The sequence below is a fragment of the Dyella sp. 01N36 genome, from assembly GCF_056399745.1.
On the sequence record NZ_JBFTRY010000001.1, the window covers coordinates 90,482 to 107,053 of the forward strand.

At 64.0% G+C, this 16,572-nt stretch carries 14 protein-coding genes; 3 read left to right on the top strand and 11 right to left on the bottom strand.

The annotated features are described in order from the left end of the window. Positions 1 to 7 precede the first annotated feature (7 nt). Positions 8 to 799 carry a hypothetical protein gene (locus AC1DMG_RS00405; RefSeq protein WP_441603828.1) on the top strand — a complete coding sequence of 264 codons (792 nt, stop codon included), beginning with the start codon at positions 8 to 10 and terminating at the stop codon, positions 797 to 799. On the opposite strand, the gene AC1DMG_RS00410 is transcribed toward AC1DMG_RS00405, so the two are convergent. From AC1DMG_RS00410 to AC1DMG_RS00430, 5 genes are all read right to left on the bottom strand, one after another. After that, complete coding sequence (locus AC1DMG_RS00410) at positions 764 to 1,090, bottom strand: hypothetical protein (RefSeq protein ID WP_441603829.1); 327 nt, start codon at positions 1,088 to 1,090, stop codon at positions 764 to 766. The two genes, AC1DMG_RS00405 and AC1DMG_RS00410, sit on opposite strands and share 36 nt — an antisense overlap. Before the next feature lie 4 nt (positions 1,091 to 1,094). After that, positions 1,095 to 3,509 (bottom strand): GH92 family glycosyl hydrolase, encoded by a 2,415-nt coding sequence (locus tag AC1DMG_RS00415; RefSeq protein WP_441603830.1) that lies wholly within the window; start codon positions 3,507 to 3,509, stop codon positions 1,095 to 1,097. A gap of 60 nt (positions 3,510 to 3,569) precedes the next feature. After that, positions 3,570 to 5,009: a glycoside hydrolase family 125 protein gene (locus tag AC1DMG_RS00420; RefSeq protein ID WP_441603831.1), complete on the bottom strand. Its 1,440-nt coding sequence runs from the start codon at positions 5,007 to 5,009 to the stop codon at positions 3,570 to 3,572. Then, on the bottom strand, positions 5,006 to 7,657 hold the full coding sequence (locus AC1DMG_RS00425) for a beta-mannosidase (RefSeq protein WP_441603832.1): 2,652 nt from the start codon (positions 7,655 to 7,657) through the stop codon (positions 5,006 to 5,008). Before AC1DMG_RS00425 ends, AC1DMG_RS00420 begins: the two co-directional genes overlap by 4 nt. Positions 7,658 to 7,758: 101 nt before the next feature. After that, complete coding sequence (locus AC1DMG_RS00430) at positions 7,759 to 8,538, bottom strand: IclR family transcriptional regulator (protein WP_441603833.1); 780 nt, start codon at positions 8,536 to 8,538, stop codon at positions 7,759 to 7,761. A gap of 189 nt (positions 8,539 to 8,727) precedes the next feature. Here AC1DMG_RS00430 and fucP point away from each other — a divergent pair, with 189 nt between their 5' ends. Next, positions 8,728 to 10,029, top strand: coding sequence for an L-fucose:H+ symporter permease (fucP, locus tag AC1DMG_RS00435; RefSeq protein WP_441603834.1), 1,302 nt, complete (start codon positions 8,728 to 8,730; stop codon positions 10,027 to 10,029). Further along, entirely contained in the window at positions 10,026 to 10,376 is a 351-nt protein-coding gene (locus tag AC1DMG_RS00440) for an L-rhamnose mutarotase (protein ID WP_441603835.1), read from the top strand. The genes fucP and AC1DMG_RS00440 overlap by 4 nt, the downstream gene beginning before the upstream one ends. Here the strand turns inward: AC1DMG_RS00440 and AC1DMG_RS00445 are convergent, their stop codons facing one another. The 6 genes from AC1DMG_RS00445 to AC1DMG_RS00470 are packed head-to-tail and all read right to left on the bottom strand — an operon-like array spanning position 10,377 to position 16,438. Next, entirely contained in the window at positions 10,377 to 11,522 is a 1,146-nt protein-coding gene (locus AC1DMG_RS00445; RefSeq protein WP_441603836.1) for an alpha-hydroxy acid oxidase, read from the bottom strand. It lies immediately after the preceding gene. 3 nt (positions 11,523 to 11,525) lie between these two features. Continuing rightward, a complete protein-coding gene (locus AC1DMG_RS00450; protein ID WP_477179748.1) occupies positions 11,526 to 12,845 on the bottom strand; it encodes an L-fuconate dehydratase in 1,320 nt (439 codons plus the stop codon). A 52-nt stretch (positions 12,846 to 12,897) separates the two neighbouring features. Next, positions 12,898 to 13,755 (bottom strand): fumarylacetoacetate hydrolase family protein, encoded by an 858-nt coding sequence (locus AC1DMG_RS00455; protein ID WP_441603838.1) that lies wholly within the window; start codon positions 13,753 to 13,755, stop codon positions 12,898 to 12,900. 13 nt (positions 13,756 to 13,768) lie between these two features. Next, a complete protein-coding gene (locus tag AC1DMG_RS00460) occupies positions 13,769 to 14,515 on the bottom strand; it encodes an SDR family oxidoreductase (protein ID WP_441603839.1) in 747 nt (248 codons plus the stop codon). Positions 14,516 to 14,561: 46 nt separating this feature from the next. After that, positions 14,562 to 15,416, bottom strand: a complete 855-nt coding sequence (locus tag AC1DMG_RS00465) for an amidohydrolase family protein (protein WP_441603840.1) — start codon at positions 15,414 to 15,416, stop codon at positions 14,562 to 14,564. Then, the gene (locus AC1DMG_RS00470) at positions 15,413 to 16,438 is read right to left on the bottom strand and encodes an aldo/keto reductase (protein ID WP_441603841.1); all 1,026 of its coding nucleotides are present in this window, start codon (positions 16,436 to 16,438) and stop codon (positions 15,413 to 15,415) included. The genes AC1DMG_RS00465 and AC1DMG_RS00470 overlap by 4 nt, the downstream gene beginning before the upstream one ends. Between the last annotated feature and the right edge of the window lie 134 nt (positions 16,439 to 16,572).

Genomic DNA, 16,572 nt, shown 5'->3' on the forward strand with positions numbered 1-16,572 from the left:
CAACGACATGCCGCTTACAAGAGACGACTATCGGTGGGCGATCGGCATCATCATCATTCCTCTGTTGGGAGGCCTTTGGGCGCTCCATCAGCAGGATCTGGCAAAGCGGGAAGAGGCCGTGCGGCGCGACCTGGAGAATGCCCAGCGCGGAACCACCGTCCTTGTTTCGCTTTTGCCCTATCTCTCCGATCCCGATCCTTCGCACGTGAAGCGAAACATGGCCATCCGCGTGCTCAATAAGATGCGCGAGGAAAACACCATATCGAGCGAATTGCTGGCGAGCCTGGTTTTGGGCGTGGAGTTGCTGGACCCCAAAAACCCCCTGGATCAGAAGACATTGAGCAGCTTGGCACTGTCACAGGACCTGCCAACCGTGAATTCGCCGTCAGGGGCGCCCGTGGCAGCCGCTGGGCCGGCGTCGGCGACGGCGTCAACATATGTCGCGCCACCCCAGCTCAATCTGCCGACGAGGATTTACATCCAGGTCTATGGCGAGCAAGAGATGGCCCAGGCAAGCAGGGCAAAGGAAGCTCTCCAGGCGGCGGGCATCATCGTGCCGCAGATAGAAGACGTCACACTCAAGCAGCAGAAGGGACAGAAGGTGCCGATCGGGTACGCCGAGTTGACCTTGTTGTACTTTCGGGCGTCCGACAGTGCGGCCGCGCAAACCGCTGCAGCGATTCTGCAAGACGCGGGTTTAGGTGCGGTGCACGTGGCTGATCGCTCGAAGTCAGGCTACCAGGTGCCAAGCGGGCAGCTGGAACTATGGTTTGGCCATTCTGTCGTCGCCGTCAATTAACAGGCGTGTGATCTGACGAGCTTTCGTTTGACCGAGGGTGCCGCCCATGGATGTTCGCAGGCCAGTTGATTTGGCCTGGACCATTGAGCGCTTGAATGCCTGAAGTGAGCTGCGCAGGAAAACCAGCGCGGATGACTTCAAGCTGCCCGCCGCCGAACTGGCGGCGAGCAGCCATTGACTCGCAAGAGGCGAACTGGAAAAACCCGGGGCGACATACAGGCACTCAGTCATCGCTACGCCGAGGAGATGGCAGAGCGACAGGCCGACTCGGGAGGAGCGATGGAAGAGCATCCCCTCATGCTTTCGCCTGCACGCCGAAGCTCGGTGGCCGATCCGCCATGGCCGAGCCGAACGCCGGATTGGGTTTGTCGCTCATCTGGAACAGCAGGGTGCCGCCAGCGGTCAGTTCGGCATGGGTGATCCAGCTCTTGGTCCACGGCTGGCCATTCCAGCTCACCGACTGGATATACGGACGGCCCTTGCCATTGCCCTGCGTCTGCACCACCAGTCGCTTGCCGCTGGCCAACTGGACTTCGGCGCGATCAAGCAGCGGGCTGCCGAACACGTAGTTCGTGCTCACCGGATCCACCGCATACAGGCCTAGCGCACTCATCACGTACCAGGCGCTCATCTGGCCGCAGTCCTCGTTGCCGGGGAGGCCGTCAGGGTCGGGCAGATACATCGTTTCCAACAGCATGCGCACGCGCACCTGAGTCTTGTGATGTGCGCCGGTATACGCATAGAGATAGGGCATGTGATGGCCCGGCTCGTTGCCGAAGGCGAACTGGCCAACCATGCCGGCGATATCCGGCGGTGCATCCGACGGCAATTCGGAGTCGGTGGTGAAGAGCTGATCGAGTTTTTGCTCGAAAGCGTTGGCGCCACCGAACATGGCCATGTACGTGTAGAGATCGTGCTGGTTGAGGAAGGTCGCCTGCCACGCATTGGACTCGGTGAAGTCGCGCCACTTCTTCGAGTGCCCGATGGCGCGCGGATCGAACGGCTCCAGCCACTTGCCATCACTGGCGCGCGGACGCACGAAGTTCACGGTCTTGTCGAACACGTTGCGGTAGTTCTGCGAGCGCGCCTTGAGTGCGGTGGCATCGTCGTGATGACCGAGCTTCTCCGCGTAGTGCGCCATCACCCAGTCGTCATAGGCATACTCGAGCGTCTTGCTGACGGCTTCGCTTTCGACATCGCTGGGGATGTAACCGCGCTTGCGATACTCGGGCAGGCCGAAGTAGTCGTCTTCCATGGCACGCTTGCGGAACACGGGCCACGCGGCCGCATAGTCGATGCCGGTGAAGCCCTTGGCTTGCGCCTCGGCAATCACGACCGCCGAGTGGTAGCCGATCATGCAGACCGTCTCGATGCCTTGCAGCGGCCACACCGGTGGGCCGGCAGGGCTTTCCTGCGCCATGCGCACCAGACCGTTGACCAGGTCGGGCACGCGCTCGGGCTGGTACAGCGTAAACAGGGGATGCTCGGCGCGGTAGGTATCCCACAGCGAGTAGGTGCTGTAGTTGTGCTGCCCCTTGGGCAGCTGGTGCACCTTCATGTCCATGCCGCGATAGCGGCCGTCCACGTCGCTGAACAGCGTGGGCGCCAGCATGGTGTGATAGAGCGCGCTGTAGAAGGTGCGCTTGATATCGTCCGACGAAGACTCGATGCGGATGCGGCTGAGCTCGCTTTCCCACGCGGCTTCGGCGGCTGCCTGCACGCCATCGAAGTCCCAGGCGGGAATCTCGGTCATCAGGTTGCGCAGTGCGCCTTCGATATCGACGCCCGAAATGCCGACCTTGACCAGCAGGGGTGCGTCGTCGAGCTTGTCGTAGAACAACGCGGCCTTGAGGTTGGTGCCCTTGACCTGCGTTGTGCCCTCGGACTGGGCGCTGTCGTTGGAGTACAGCGCGCCGCGCTTGAACGGTCGCGAGACCTTCAGCGCGAAATAGATGTGACGCCCATTGGCCCACTGATGCACACGACGTGCACCAACCACGGTGTCATTGCCCACCAGCTTCAGTTCGGCGTCGGTGACGCTGGCGGGCTTTTTCGGGTCGTCGTGGAAACCGTGGGCGAAGTCGACCAGCAGATGCGCCTCGCCCGCTTGCTGGAAAGTGTAGCGATGGATGCCGGCACGTTCCGTCGCAGTCAGCTCCGCGAGCACGTGGCTGTCCGTCAGTTGCACGCGGTAATAGCCCGGCCGCGCCTGCTCACCGGTGTAGTGCGAACGGTAGCCCTTGACGTGGGTCTTGTAGCCCTTGCGTTCGGCGCCCTGGCCGGCGTGCACGCCGTCGTAGCGCGAGGTGTAGTTGACGCCGTCGTAGTCGCGATCGCCCGGCTGCAACAGCACGGGCCCCATGGCCGGCACGACAAGCACATCGAGCATGTCAGCGGCGCCCGTACCCGACAGATGGGTATGCGAGAAACCCATGATCGAGCCGTCACCCTGGTGATAGCCCGAACTGCCGTCCCATTGCGAGTCATTGGTGTCGGGGCTGAGCTGCATCATGCCGAAGGGCATGCTGGGGCCGGGGTACGTATGGCCGTGGCCGCCGGTGCCCACGAACACGTCGACGTGACGCGACACGCCCTGGGCAAGCGCCGTCTTCTTGCCTGCGGCAGCCGGCAGCGCCGGGAGCGCATGGGCACCGCTACTGAGAACGCCGAGGGCGGCCATGCCTTGCAGAAAGCGACGACGCGAAACCATGATCTGACTCCTTAAAGCAAAACATTGGCCGCGGGGTCGGCCGGGTGGGGGATGGGGTGATTACGCCCTGCGCAACACCTGCGGATGGCGATCGGCCAGCGTCACGATCAGCTCGCCGAACAAGGTGTTGGCCCAGGCAAACCATGAGCGCGTGAATTTCGCCGGGTCGTCCTGATCGAAAGCCTCGTGCATGAAGCCGGTGCCGGCATGCGTGGTTTTGAGCCAGGCGATGCACTGGGAGATCTCTGCCGTATCGCTGCTGGTAAAGGCACGCATCATGATCGACATCGGCCAGATCATGCGCAGCCCTTCGTGCGGACCGCCGATACCCGATGCTGCGCGCCCTTCAAAGAAGTACGGATTGCGCGTGCTCCACGCCTGCGAACGCGTGCGCTGATAACGCGCATCGTCCTGCGTGCAGCTGCCGAGATAGGGCAGGGCGAGCAGGCTGGGCACGTTGGCATCGTCCATGAACAACTGGTTGCCGTAGCCATCGACTTCATACGCCCAGTAGTCGCCTTGCTCGCCGTGGATGACACCGTGCGCTTCGGCCGCACGCTGGATGTCATCGGCAAGCGCGATGCAATCGCCTGCGGTGCTGTCGTCATGGCGCATCGCGCGCAGCATCTCGGCGAGACGGCGAAGACTTGTCGCCGCAAACAGGTTGCCGGGGATATTGAACGGATAGACGGTGGCATCGTCCGATGGACGGAACATCGCATGGATCATGCCTGTTGGTCGCGTCGGGTTGCCGTAGCCCTGCAGGAACTGCGATTCGCTCGGCGTCGGCGACGTGCGCTGGAAGTGATACGGCCCCGGGCCATCCTTGCGCTGCTGTTCGCGGAAGGTCTTGAGCACGGTGCGCATCGCGGCGTGCCAGTCATCATCGAAGGGCGTGATGTCGCCGGTCGCCTGCCAGTAGCCGTGTGCCAGCCGGATCGGATAACACAGCGAATCGATCTCCCATTTGCGCTCCGCCACGCCCGGGCGCATGTCGGTGATGTCGTGCTGCGCCCATTCCAGGTTCGACTTCGCCGTCGGGTCGGGCATGAAGGCGTTGGCATAGGGATCGATGCTGATGCATAGCGCGTGGCGATGAATCAGTCCACGGAACAGCTGCTGCAGGGCCTTGTCCTGGCGGGCGAGCTGCGCGTACGGCCACACCTGCGCGGAGGAATCGCGCATCCACATGGCGTCGATGTCGCCGGTGACCACGAAGGTATCGGGCTTGCCGCGCAGCGTACCCACCTGGACGGTGGTATCGAGCGTATTGGGGAAACAGTTCTCGAACATCCACGCAAGTTCAGGATCACCGATGCGCGCCTTGGTGGTTGCGATCCGTTTCTCCACGGCGGCACTGGTGAATTTGCGCTGGCCAACCGGTGGGCGCTTGCTGGTGAAGGCCGTCTTACCGACGCCAGCCAGCGCGCCGTTTGACAGCATGGCGGCGGCAGGCGCCATCGCCATCCATTTAAGCAGGTCGCGTCGCGTGGTCCTCATGGCTTGGCCTGCGCCTGCGACTGCACCGCGTCGACCAAGGAGGTCAGCTTGAGGGCTGCCTTGAGGCGTGACACGTCCGTCGCACTCTTGACGGTGATATCCACGTGCTCCCCGGGTAGCAGGTCGAACGCATTGTCGGAAAGTTCGACATCGTTGCTGCCGAAATCCAGCCATACGCCGCGCGCCAGCTGTTTGGTACTGATGGTCAACACAATGCCGTTGCCGCTCTGTCGCCAGTCGGCCATCAGCCCCGGCTGGCCCGGAAGCGCCAGCGATTTGGCCAATCCGAAATAAAGCAGGTGATGAGCAATCACCTCGCCGTTCTCGATCACGTCGAACGAGGCCACACTGCGCGTCGGATTTGCGCCGTGCAACAGGTCTGCATCACTGAATTCGCCTGCCATGGTGCTGCTGAGTGCGGCGGCTTCGACCGGCCTGCTGCTCTCGCTCAGGCGCTTGCCGGCCATGTCGTAGAGGCGCGTGCGCAGTACCGCCTTGAACGGCGTCGTGCGATCGGACACGAGATGGAGTGTCGTGTGGCCGTCGCGACGGATCGGCACCACATCCACGGGCGCGTAGAAGCGCCTGGCATGGTATTGCAGTGCCTTCCAGCGACCGAAATAGTCGAGGCTGGACCAGGACGGCCCCGGCCACACGTCGTTGAGCTGCCAGTACAGCGAGCCCATGCTCTGCGGGCGCGCGCTGCGCAAGTGCTCGGCCGCCAACTCGATGCCTTCGGCCTGCATCAGCTGGCTGAGATAGACGAATGACGCAAAGTCCTTCGGCTCGCCGTAGTTGCCGCGGATGTAGAGCAGCAGGCGGTCGTTGCCATCGCCGTTCGCGAACTTCTGGTGCGCGCGCATCACCGGCGAGTTCGGCGTCATGTCGGCGGGCGTGGCGAAGCTTTCGATGGTGGCCATCACCGGAAACGACTGCAGCCCGTACTCGGACTGGAAGCGCGGCGCGACATCCAGGTAGTGCTCGATCGGCTCGGAGCCCGACCACACCTTCCAGTAGTGGTAGTCACCATCATTGAGCACATTGGCTTCGCCATCGAAATCCGTGCTGGGCGAACTGGCCCAGTAGGGCACGTCGGCATCGTTGGACTTCACCACGTCGCGCAAGGTGGTGCCAAAGAGTTCGCGCATGCCGCTTTCGATGCGCTGGCGTTCATCGCTGCCGATGGTCTTCTTGAAATCTTCGCGATCGGGCCAGGATTCCCAGCCCGTCTGCACCTCGTTGTTGCCACACCACAGCACGATGCTGGGATGGTTGCGCAGCCGGCGCACCTGTTCCACTGCCTCGATGCGTGCGTTCTCGCGGAATGCCTGGTCGTAGGGCGTGATCGCGCCGCCGAACATGAAGTCCTGCCAGATCATGATGCCAAGCTGGTCGGCCAGGTCGTAGAACGCATCGCTCTGGTAGTAGCCGCCGCCCCACATGCGCAGCATGTTCAAGTTGGCGTCGCGGGTGGAGGTCAACAGCTTGCGCAGTTGCCCGGACGTGGTGCGCTCGGGAAAGCTGTCGGTGGGAATGAGGTCGGCGCCCTTGGCAAAAATCGGCAGGCCGTTCACCACGAATGCGAAGCCGCGACCCCATTGGTCACGGTCTCGACGCAGCTCGACGCTGCGCAGGCCGCTCGTACGGTCGGCGCTCGCGAGCGTGTTGTCGCCGCGCTTCACTTCAACATGGAAGCGATAGAGGTTCTGCTTGCCGTACCCCAATGGCCACCAGCGTGCCGGATGCTCGATGGTGAATGGCAGGCGCAACGCATTATCGCCAGCCGTGAGTGCGACATCTTGCGCCGCCTCGCCGCGGCTGCCATCCGGCGCCGTCCAGCTCAACGTGACGTGTGCAGAGCCGGACTTGGCTGCCTGCAATGAGACTTCTGCCGTGAGCGCTGCCTTGTCCGCATCGACGTGCGGCTGGGCGATATGGAAATCTTCCAGCCGCGCGTCGGTCCAGCCCTCCAGTCGTACGGGCTGCCAGATGCCGAGCGTAACGAAGCGCGGGCCCCAATCCCAGCCGTACTGGTAGTTGGCCTTGCGCACATAGTTGGAGGTCTGCTTGCCCTTGGGCTCATCGCCGAAGGCCGAATCGAACTCGCCCGGCAACGCATAGGGCTGCTTGAGCAACCAGGGCTGCAGCCTGGCGATCGGCGAATGCAGTTTGACGATCAGGTTATTGCTGCCCGCATGCAGCACACCCTTCACCGGTACGCGCCAACGGCGGAACATGTTGTCCGCGCTCAGCAGCGGCTTGTCGTTGACGGCGATGTCAGCGAACGTGTCCAGGCCATCGAACACCAGGTCCACGTGATCCTGTTTCAGCGTGGCCGCATCGACGTTGAAGGCGAGGCGATATTCCCAGTCGGCCAGGCCGATCCACTGCAGGCTCGCTTCGTTGTCGCGATAGAACGGGTCGCCGATCTTGCCGGCCGTCAGCAGATCCGTCTGCACGCTGCCGGGAACGTGCGCGCTGGTCCAGGCTGCCTGCTCCGGATGTCTGGCCGCCTGTGGCGTGCCCGGCAGCAGGCGGAACTGCCACCCCGTATCCAGTGGCGTCACTTCAGTGGCGTGGAGTTGGCTTGCACCAGCGAACAGGAGGCCGGCCAGCAGGCCGAGAGAACAGCGAGTCAAAGAGGGCAAGGCAAAGCGCTCCGCATCGTCGTGGTTGGAACGTCGGCCGTCAGAGCCGGCCGGCGTTGCAGGAAGGCGAGGCTTCCCGGCAACGGCATGTCGTGATGGTGTCAATTGTCCAGCGACGCCGTGGAGCGATGATCCAGTTCGCCGGATACTTCGTTCGCCGCCTCGATGAGCAACTTGGTAGTGGTCGCCATGGTCATGCTGGAGCCGCGCCGTTCGATGAAGGGAATGGTGATCGCGCAGATGGCTCGATCGTGTTGCATGACCGGCGCGGAAATATCGGTGACGCCATCGACTACCTGGCTCGGGATGGTGGCCACGCCAGCGGCACGGATCTCGCGTATCGCCTTCTCGACGGGTGGGCGTCGCAGCTGCGGTTCGTGCTCGATCATCATGGCGAACCAGCGTTCGCGCGTGGCGTCGTCCTGCCATGCCAGCAGCACGTGGCCGGAAGCGGAGTGGGAGATCGGGCGGCGATGACCCACGCGTACCACCAGGCCGATTTCACCCGGCGGATCGACGCGCGCAATCACCACGATCTGCTCCTGTGACGGCACGACCAGATGACAAGATTGATCGATGTCGTCCGAGAGCCTGTGCATGATCGGCAGGGCGGTTTCCACCAGACTCTTCACCGGCGGTTGTTCCATGCCCAGGCGAAACAGTCGCGGCGTGAGCGCGTAACGGCCCTCGCCATCCGGGCGACTGATGTAGTCGCGTTCTTCCAGCACCTGGAGCATGCGGAAGATTTCGCCGCGCGAACGGCCTACGCCTTCGGAGATCTCCGCGATGGTCAGCGGTGCGACGGCGCGCGCCAGCAGTTCAAGGATGTCCAATCCCTTGTCGAGGGCGGGGGCGCGATATTTGGGAGACTCTGCAGCCATAAGCGTCCGTGGTATTGAGTGGCTCGTCATGCAGACTACGGGCGGGTTTCAGATGCGAAATTCAACAGCCTCGCCGCCCACCATGCTGCGCCGCAACTTGTGATACATATAAACTATAAGTTCATATTTGCACAATTGTGGCGCCCAGGGCAGAGGGGGCGCTCGCCAACGGCCGGAGGATGAACATCCATGCACCCACAAGCCGCGCCGATCCCGGCGGGTGGTCGCTTTCGGGACAGGGTCCCGCTTTTTCCCCTGGCCTTGATCGTAAGTCTTTTCTTTCTCTGGGGTGTGGCCAACAACCTCAATGACGTGCTGGTAGCGCAATTCAAGAAGGCCTTCACGTTGTCGGACTTCCAGGCCGCGCTGGTGCAAAGCGCGTTCTATCTCGGGTATTTCGTCGTTGCACTCCCTGCGGGAGCCTATATGCGGCGATACGGCTACAAGTCGGCGGTGGTGCTGGGCTTGTGCCTGTATGGGGCAGGGGCGCTTCTGTTCTGGCCGGCCGCGGTGTCGGCAACCTATGGGATGTTCCTCGCGGCGTTGTTTGTCATCGCGTGCGGACTGGCCTTCCTCGAAACCTCGGCCAATCCCCTGGTCACCCTGCTGGGGCCGGCATCTTCGGCTGCCGCGCGCCTCAATCTGGCGCAGGCGTTCAATCCGCTGGGATCGATTGCCGGCGTGCTGATCGGGCAGCATTTCATCTTTACCGGCGTGCAGCACACGCCCACGGAACTCGCCGCCATGAGTGCAAGTGCCCGCGAGGCTTTCATGAAGAGTGAAGCCGCTGCGGTGCAGATGCCTTATCTGGTCATCGGGCTGGGCGTGCTTTTGTGGGCCGTGGTGATCGTGCTGACGCGATTCCCGTCGGTGGCCGTCAGCCAGGAGGGTGCGCCGGGCGAGCGGGGCGTGCTGAGGCACTTGCTGCGCGATGGCAGGTTCCTGGGTGCGGTCGCTGCGCAATTTTTCTACGTGGGTGCGCAGGTCGCCATCTTCAGCCACATGATCCGCTATGCGCAGGCGACGATGCCGGGCACCGCGGACAAGACGGCCGCCAGTTTCGTCACGGCTGGGCTGATCTGTTTCATGGTGGGCCGATTTGCCGGGGCGGTGCTGATGAAGCGCCTGAAGGCTTCGCGCGTGCTGGCCTTGTTCGCGCTCGCCAATGTGCTGCTGATGGCCGTGGCAGCGCTGGCGCCGGGGCGTGAGGGCATCTATGCGCTGGTGGCATCGAGCTTCTTCATGTCGGTGATGTATCCGACGATCTTCGCACTGGGCGTGGAAGGCAGGAGCGACGACGAGCGGAAATTCGGCGCGGCCCTGCTGGTGATGGCTATCGTCGGCGGCGCGGTACTTACTGCCGCGATGGGCGTGGTGTCCGATGGCGTCGGCATTGCGCACGCGATGCTCGTGCCCGGCGTGTGCTTCGTGGCCATCTTCCTGTTCGCGCAGCAGCACTGGCAGCGGGCGATGGCGAGCGTGCCGGCATGAGCTGGCAATGCCTGGCGCTCGACCTGCGCGACGATCCGGCGCTCATTGCCGAATACGAACACTGGCATCGTCGCGAAAACATCTGGCCGCAGATCGTCGCGTCGATTCGCGAGTCAGGCATCGAGGACATGCAGATCTTCCGCACCGGCACCCGGCTGGTCATGCTTATGCGTGTTGCGCCGGATTTCGATGCGCAAGCCAAGGCCCTGGCCGATGCGGCCAACGAGCGCGTGCAGGCATGGGAGTCATTGATGTCCAGGTTCCAGCAGCCACTGCCATGGGCCGCGGCAGGGCAGAAGTGGGTGCCGATGCAGATGATCTTCGACCTGGCCGACTGCGTCGGCTGATCAGCCGTTGCGCCACAGGATGTCGCGCGAGATGCGCGAAGCATCGCGTTGACCGGTCAGTGCCATGGTGACGCTCAGTTCGCGCCGGATCAATTCGATGGCCTGCGTCACGCCCTGTTGTCCATGGGCGCCCAGTCCGTAGAGGAAGGCCTTGCCGATCAGGCCGGCGCGCGCACCCAGTGCCAAGGCCTTGATCAGATCCTGGCCGCTGGTGATGCCGCTGTCGAACAACACCTCGATGCGGCCCGCGACGGCATCGACGATCGAAGGGAGCACGTCGATGGTGGCGGGCGCACCGTCGAGCTGCCGGCCGCCGTGATTGGACACCACGATGGCATCGACGCCGCGCTCGACGGCCAGGCGCGCATCCTCGGGGTCCAGGATGCCCTTGATGATGAGCTTGCCCGGCCATTCTTCGCGTATCCAGGCCAGGTCATTCCAGTTCAGCGTGGGATCGAACTGGTTGGCGATCCATTGCGCGAGCGTGGTCAGGCTGTCGGCCCCCTGGATACGTCCGTCCAGATTGCCGAATGAGCGGCTCGGCGCCCTGAGTACGTTCCAGACCCAGCGCGGCTTGCTCATGATGTCGAACACGTTGCGCAGCGTCACCTTGGGCGGCACCGCAAGACCGTTCTTGATTTCGCGATGGCGCTGGCCTTGCACCGTCAGATCGGCCGTCAGCATCAAGGCGGAGCACTGCGCGGCACGGGCGCGGCGGATCAGCTCGCGGGTGAAGCCGCGGTCGCGCATCACGTAGACCTGGAACCAGAACGGCGTGTCGCAGGCGGCGCGCACCTGCTCGATCGAGCAGATGGACACGGTGCTGAGGCAGAACGGTATGCCCGCCTCGGCGGCCGCACGCGCGCCGAGGATCTCGCCGCTGCCGTGTTGCAGCCCGGTCAGCCCGGTTGGCGCAATGGCGAGCGGCATGCTGGCCGGCGAACCGAGCATGGTGGTGCCCAGTGAGCGATGGTCTACGTTCTGCATGACGCGCTGACGCAGTTGCAGGCGATCGAAGGCGCGCCGATTTTCACGCAGCGTCACTTCATCGTAGGAGCCCCGGTCAGCGTACTCGAAGAATGCCTTGGGCACGCGCCGGCGTGCGATCTCGCGCAGGTCGGCGATATTCGTCACTGGCGCTTTCATGGCTCACCCCGTCGCCGTCTTGGGAGCATTCTTCCACACGATGCCATCAGGATAGAGGTGGTCGCGGATCGAGGCCTCGTGCATGCGCGCGGAAAACCCCGGGGCCGTGGGCACCAGATAGCGTCCACGCTCGATCGTCACCGGCTCGACGAAATGCTCRTGCAGATGGTCGACGWATTCGATCGCGCGATCCTCCTTCTTGCCGGTGATGGCCACAAAATCGGCCATGGCCAGATGCTGCACCAGTTCGCACAGCCCCACGCCGCCTGCGTGGGGGAAAACGCGCACGCCGAAGTGGGCGGCCAGCAGCAGGATGGCGAGGTTCTCGTTCACGCCGCCCACGCGTGCCGCATCGATCTGGATCAGGTCGACTGCCTGAGCCTGCAGCAGCTGCTTGAACAATACGCGGTTTTGTCCGTGCTCGCCGGTGGAGATGGGGATGGGTGAAACGCCTTGCCGAATCGCCGCGTGACCCAGGACGTCGTCGGGATTGGTTGGCTCCTCGACCCAGGCCAGGCCGATGTCCTTCAGCGGCTTGAGCCATTCGATGGCCGTCTGGACGTCCCAGCGCTGGTTGGCGTCCACTGCGATGGCGATGTCCGGACCCACCGCCTCGCGCGCGAGGCGGCAGCGTCGCAGGTCGTCTTCCATGCGCAGCCCGACCTTGAGCTTGATCGTGCGGAAGCCGTCTGCCACGGCTTTCCTGGCGAGACGCTGCATCTTCTCGTCGGTATACCCGAGCCAGCCGGGCGAGGTGGTGTACGCAGGATAGCCTTCGGCCTCCAGCTGGGCGATGCGAGCCTGCTTGTACGGCTCGGCCTCTTTCAGGATCTCCAGGGCGCGGGCGGGCGTCAGTGCATCGGTGAGATAGCGGAAATCGATCTGGGCGACCAGCTGCTCGGGCGTCATGTCCGCAATGAAGCGCCACACGGGCTTGTTCGCCACGCGCGCCGCCAGGTCCCACGCGGCGTTGATGACCGCGCCTATCGCCATGTGCATGACGCCTTTCTCGGGGCCGAGCCAGCGCAACTGGGAGTCGCCCGTCAGCTGCCGCGCGAACGCGCCCAGATCGTCGACGATGTCCTCCACCGTACGACCGACCACCATCGGCCGCAGTGCCGCGAGTGCCGCGGTCTGGATGTCGTTGCCCCGCCCGATGGTGAATACCAGCCCGTAACCGGCGAGCCCGCCAGGGGCGTCGGTTTTCAGCACCACATAGGCGGCGGAGTAGTCGGGATCGGGATTCATGGCATCCGAGCCGTCGTGCGCCAGCGACGTCGGAAAACGCACGTCGAAGGTTTCCAGGGCGGTAATTTTCACCATCGTGACCGGCCTCCGGCGCCGGTAACTCAATAAGGAAAAAGCAGGGCAGCGCTCAGGCGCGCGAAGCGGGATAGGCGAGCACGTCCTGTCGCTGCCGGCCAAGTCCTTCGATACCCAGTTCGATCACGTCGCCCGGCTTCAGATAGGTGGGCGGATGCAGGCCCAGCCCGACACCGGCCGGTGTTCCCGTGCTGATCACGTCGCCTGGCATCAAGGTCATGTAGCGGCTGATGTAGCTCACCAGCTGCGCCACGCCGAACACCATCGTGCGCGTGTTGCCGTTCTGGTAACGGTGACCGTTCACTTCGAGCCAGAGGGCGAGCTTCTGCGGGTCGGGGACCTCGTCCCGGGTGACCAGCCATGGGCCGATCGGCCCGAACGTGTCGCAGCTTTTGCCTTTCACCCACTGGCCGCCGTGTTCGAGCTGGAACTCGCGCTCGGACAGGTCGTTGATCACCGCATAGCCGGCGACGTGATCAAGTGCCTCGTTGACGTCGACGTAGCGCGTCACCTCGCCGATGATCACGCCGAGCTCCACTTCCCAGTCGGTTTTCGCCGAGCCGCGCGGAATGACGACGGCATCGTTGGCGCCGCCGATGGCGGTCGTGGCCTTCATGAAAAGCACGGGCTGCTCGGGCACCGGCGCGTTCGTTTCAGCCGCATGGTCGGCGTAGTTCATGCCTACGCAGAGCATCTTGCCGACGTGCGCCACCGGCACGCCGAAGCGTGGCGTGCCATCGACACGGGGCAGGGTGGCCGGATCCAGGGCCATCAGACGGCGCAGGCCATCGCGACCAAGCACAACTGCCGAGATGTCGTCGATCACGCCTGAAAGATCGCGCAAGGCGCCATCGCCATCGATCAGTCCGGGCTTTTCCGCGCCAGGTTCCCCATAACGGCAAAGTTTCATGCAGTGGCTTCCATCAGTTCGACCAGCCGCCATCCACGACATGGATGGTGCCGGTGGTAAAGGACGATTCGTCGGAGGCGAGATAAACGGCGAGCGCAGCGATCTCCTCGGGCGTGCCGAGTCGCCCCATCGGCTGCCGCGAGGTGAAGCTCTGCCATGCAGCTTCTTCGTCGCCGCCCAGGGCGCGCACGCGCTCGGCGAGCGATGGCGTCTTGACCGTGCCGGGGCAGATCGCATTGCAGCGTATGCCCGCCGACACATAATCGGCGGCGATGGAACGCGTCAGGCCGATCACCGCGGCCTTGGTCGCGCCGTAGGCAAAGCGATTAGGCACGCCCTTGATGCTCGAGGCGACCGACGACATGTTGACGATGCTGCCCGTGCCGCGACTCAACATGCCCGGAAGCACCGCGCGACACAGATGAAACATGCTGTCCACATTGATGGCGAACGAGCGCCGCCAGCTGTCGTCGTCGGTATCGAGGATGGTGCCGGCATGCACGTAGCCAGCACAGTTGAACAACACATCGATGCGCTCAGTCGCGCCCACCAGCGTCCGGATCGCCGCGTCATCGGTGACATCGAGCCGGTGGATACGAATCGAGGAATGGCTCGCGGCAAGCGAAGCCAGATGGCTATCGTTGATATCGGTCGCCAGCACCGTGGCGCCGGCCTCGGCGAAAGCGAGCGCGGTGGCGCGCCCGATGCCTGCGCCTGCCGCCGTGACGAGCGCGTGCTTGCCGGACAATCGGTCGTTCATGCGAGGCGCTCCACGTCGCTGCAATGGCAGCAGGTAACCCAGGTCTTCATGGCCTTGTTCCGGATGCGGTCGCCGATACGCGGTCAGCGAGTGAATAGACGGTCGCGGCGTTGCCGCCAAACACGGCTGCTTCGTGATGACGGGCAAACCGTCGCGTCAGCTTTTGCGCGCACGCTTTCCATTGCTCGTAGGTCGCATGGGTCGTGAGCACGGGCCAGTCGCTGCCCCACATCACGCGCTGCGCGCCGAAGCTCTCGAAGAGGTGCGCTACATAAGGTTCGATGGCTGCCATGTCGGCGTCCGGACCGGTCAGTGTCAGCAACCCCGATAATTTGCAGGCCACGTCCGGCACTTGGGCGACGCGTGCAATCGCACCGGCCCACGAGGCGAATTGCCCATCCGCGATGTTCGGCTTCGCGCCGTGGTCAACCACGGTGACCAGGCCCGGGTGCCGGGTCAGTCGCTGGGAAAGGGCGCGCAGATGCCGGTTGTCGACCAGTGCATCGAACACCAGGCCGTGGTCGCGCAGGCAGTCGAACGCGCGATCAAGCGAGGGTCGGGCGAGCCACTCCGTATCGGGGATGTCCTGGACCATGGGACGGATACCGCGCAGCAGCCCTTGTCCGCTCTGGACGAGGGCGGCGATGCGTTGCGTGGCGTCGTCCGCTTCCATGTCGACCCAGCCGATCACGCCGAGCACGCCATCGGTCTGTCGGGCGATATCGAACAAGAACAGGGTCTCCTGCTCATCCGGTGCGGCCTGGACGAGGATGCAGGCGTCTGTCGTTGCCTTGAGATCCGGCGGAAGAAACGCGCGCTGCAGCTGGGCCGGGGCATGCGCCAGCCAGCCATAGGCCAGGCGCGCGGGATCCCAGTAGTGGCGATGCGCATCGATGATCATGGTGTCGGCACGCTCTTATCGAGCAGGCCGTGCTCGACCAGCGACGCCCAGGCCGCATCGGGAACCGTGGCGCACATGCGGGCCACGGCGTCATCGACTTCGGCGACCGAGCGCAGCCCGCACACGACTTTCGTCACCGCCGGATGGGCGAGCGGAAACTGCAAGGCAGCCGCGCCGACGCTCGCGCCCGTGCGTGCGCACACATCGTAAAGTTGCTGTGCACGCGCCTTGATCGCCAGCGATGCCGGCGCGTAGTCATAGGTATCGCCAGGACCTGCGTCCGCGCCAAGCAGGCCGGAGTTGTAAGGGCCTGCGATCAGCACAGCCACGCTATCGGCTTGCGCCCGCGCCATGACGGCCTTGCTGCGCCCCTGTTCGAACAAGGTGTAGCGGCCGGCCAGCATGATCGCGTCCAGCGGAAAACGATCCATCACTTCCAGGCAGACCGCCTCTTCGTTCACACCCAATCCAATGGCGCCCACTACGCCCTGGTCGCGTAACTCGGCCATGGCGGGCAGCGCTTCATCGAGGGCTTGCTTCAACACGTGCGGGTGGCGCGAACCATGGGTGAGCTCGCCGATGTCGTGCAGCAACAGCAGGTCGATGCGACCGGTGCGTAGCCGCCGGATGCTGCTTTCCAGGCTGCGCAGGATGCCGTCGCGCGTGTAGTTGAAGTAGGCCCGGCGACCATCGACCGCGAAGCCATCGCCGCGGTCCGTGCGCTCCTCATCCATGTCGATGAGTCGGCCGACCTTGGTGGAGATGGTGTAGCTGGTGCGCTCGATGCCTAGCAGCGCATCGCCGATGCGCGTTTCGCTGAGGCCGTAGCCGTAATAGGGCGCGGTGTCGAAATGMCGGATGCCCTGGCGCCATGCCTGCAGGATGGCTTCTCGCGCCGCCTCGTCGCCCACGCCGGCATACAGGTTGCCCGCTGGCGCGCCTCCGAAAGCAAGGGCGCCCAGTCGGGCTTCGGCCTGGCCTGGCTGGCCGAAGGACTGTTGATGTTCGTGCTGGACCGGCATCAAAACCCCCAAAACCCGCCTCCTGCAAGGCCGGACGACTGCACCATCGGACGACCGCCACCCGGGCGGCGCCGCCTTTCGGGCATCGTACTACTTGTGCATAGATAAAAACTAGGTTTATATGTGAGCGGACG

Excerpts from the sequence above, each read along its gene's own strand:
- AC1DMG_RS00405 (WP_441603828.1), top strand. The coding sequence starts at position 8 with ATGCCGCTTACAAGAGACGACTATCGGTGGGCGATCGGCATCATCATC.
- AC1DMG_RS00465 (WP_441603840.1), bottom strand. The coding sequence starts at position 15,416 with ATGATCATCGATGCGCATCGCCACTACTGGGATCCCGCGCGCCTGGCC.
- AC1DMG_RS00440 (WP_441603835.1), top strand. The coding sequence starts at position 10,026 with ATGAGCTGGCAATGCCTGGCGCTCGACCTGCGCGACGATCCGGCGCTC.
- AC1DMG_RS00455 (WP_441603838.1), bottom strand. The coding sequence starts at position 13,755 with ATGAAACTTTGCCGTTATGGGGAACCTGGCGCGGAAAAGCCCGGACTG.
- AC1DMG_RS00410 (WP_441603829.1), bottom strand. The coding sequence starts at position 1,090 with ATGCTCTTCCATCGCTCCTCCCGAGTCGGCCTGTCGCTCTGCCATCTC.
- AC1DMG_RS00420 (WP_441603831.1), bottom strand. The coding sequence starts at position 5,009 with ATGAGGACCACGCGACGCGACCTGCTTAAATGGATGGCGATGGCGCCT.
- AC1DMG_RS00430 (WP_441603833.1), bottom strand. The coding sequence starts at position 8,538 with ATGGCTGCAGAGTCTCCCAAATATCGCGCCCCCGCCCTCGACAAGGGA.
- AC1DMG_RS00445 (WP_441603836.1), bottom strand. The coding sequence starts at position 11,522 with ATGAAAGCGCCAGTGACGAATATCGCCGACCTGCGCGAGATCGCACGC.
- AC1DMG_RS00415 (WP_441603830.1), bottom strand. The coding sequence starts at position 3,509 with ATGGTTTCGCGTCGTCGCTTTCTGCAAGGCATGGCCGCCCTCGGCGTT.
- AC1DMG_RS00460 (WP_441603839.1), bottom strand. The coding sequence starts at position 14,515 with ATGAACGACCGATTGTCCGGCAAGCACGCGCTCGTCACGGCGGCAGGC.
- fucP (WP_441603834.1), top strand. The coding sequence starts at position 8,728 with ATGCACCCACAAGCCGCGCCGATCCCGGCGGGTGGTCGCTTTCGGGAC.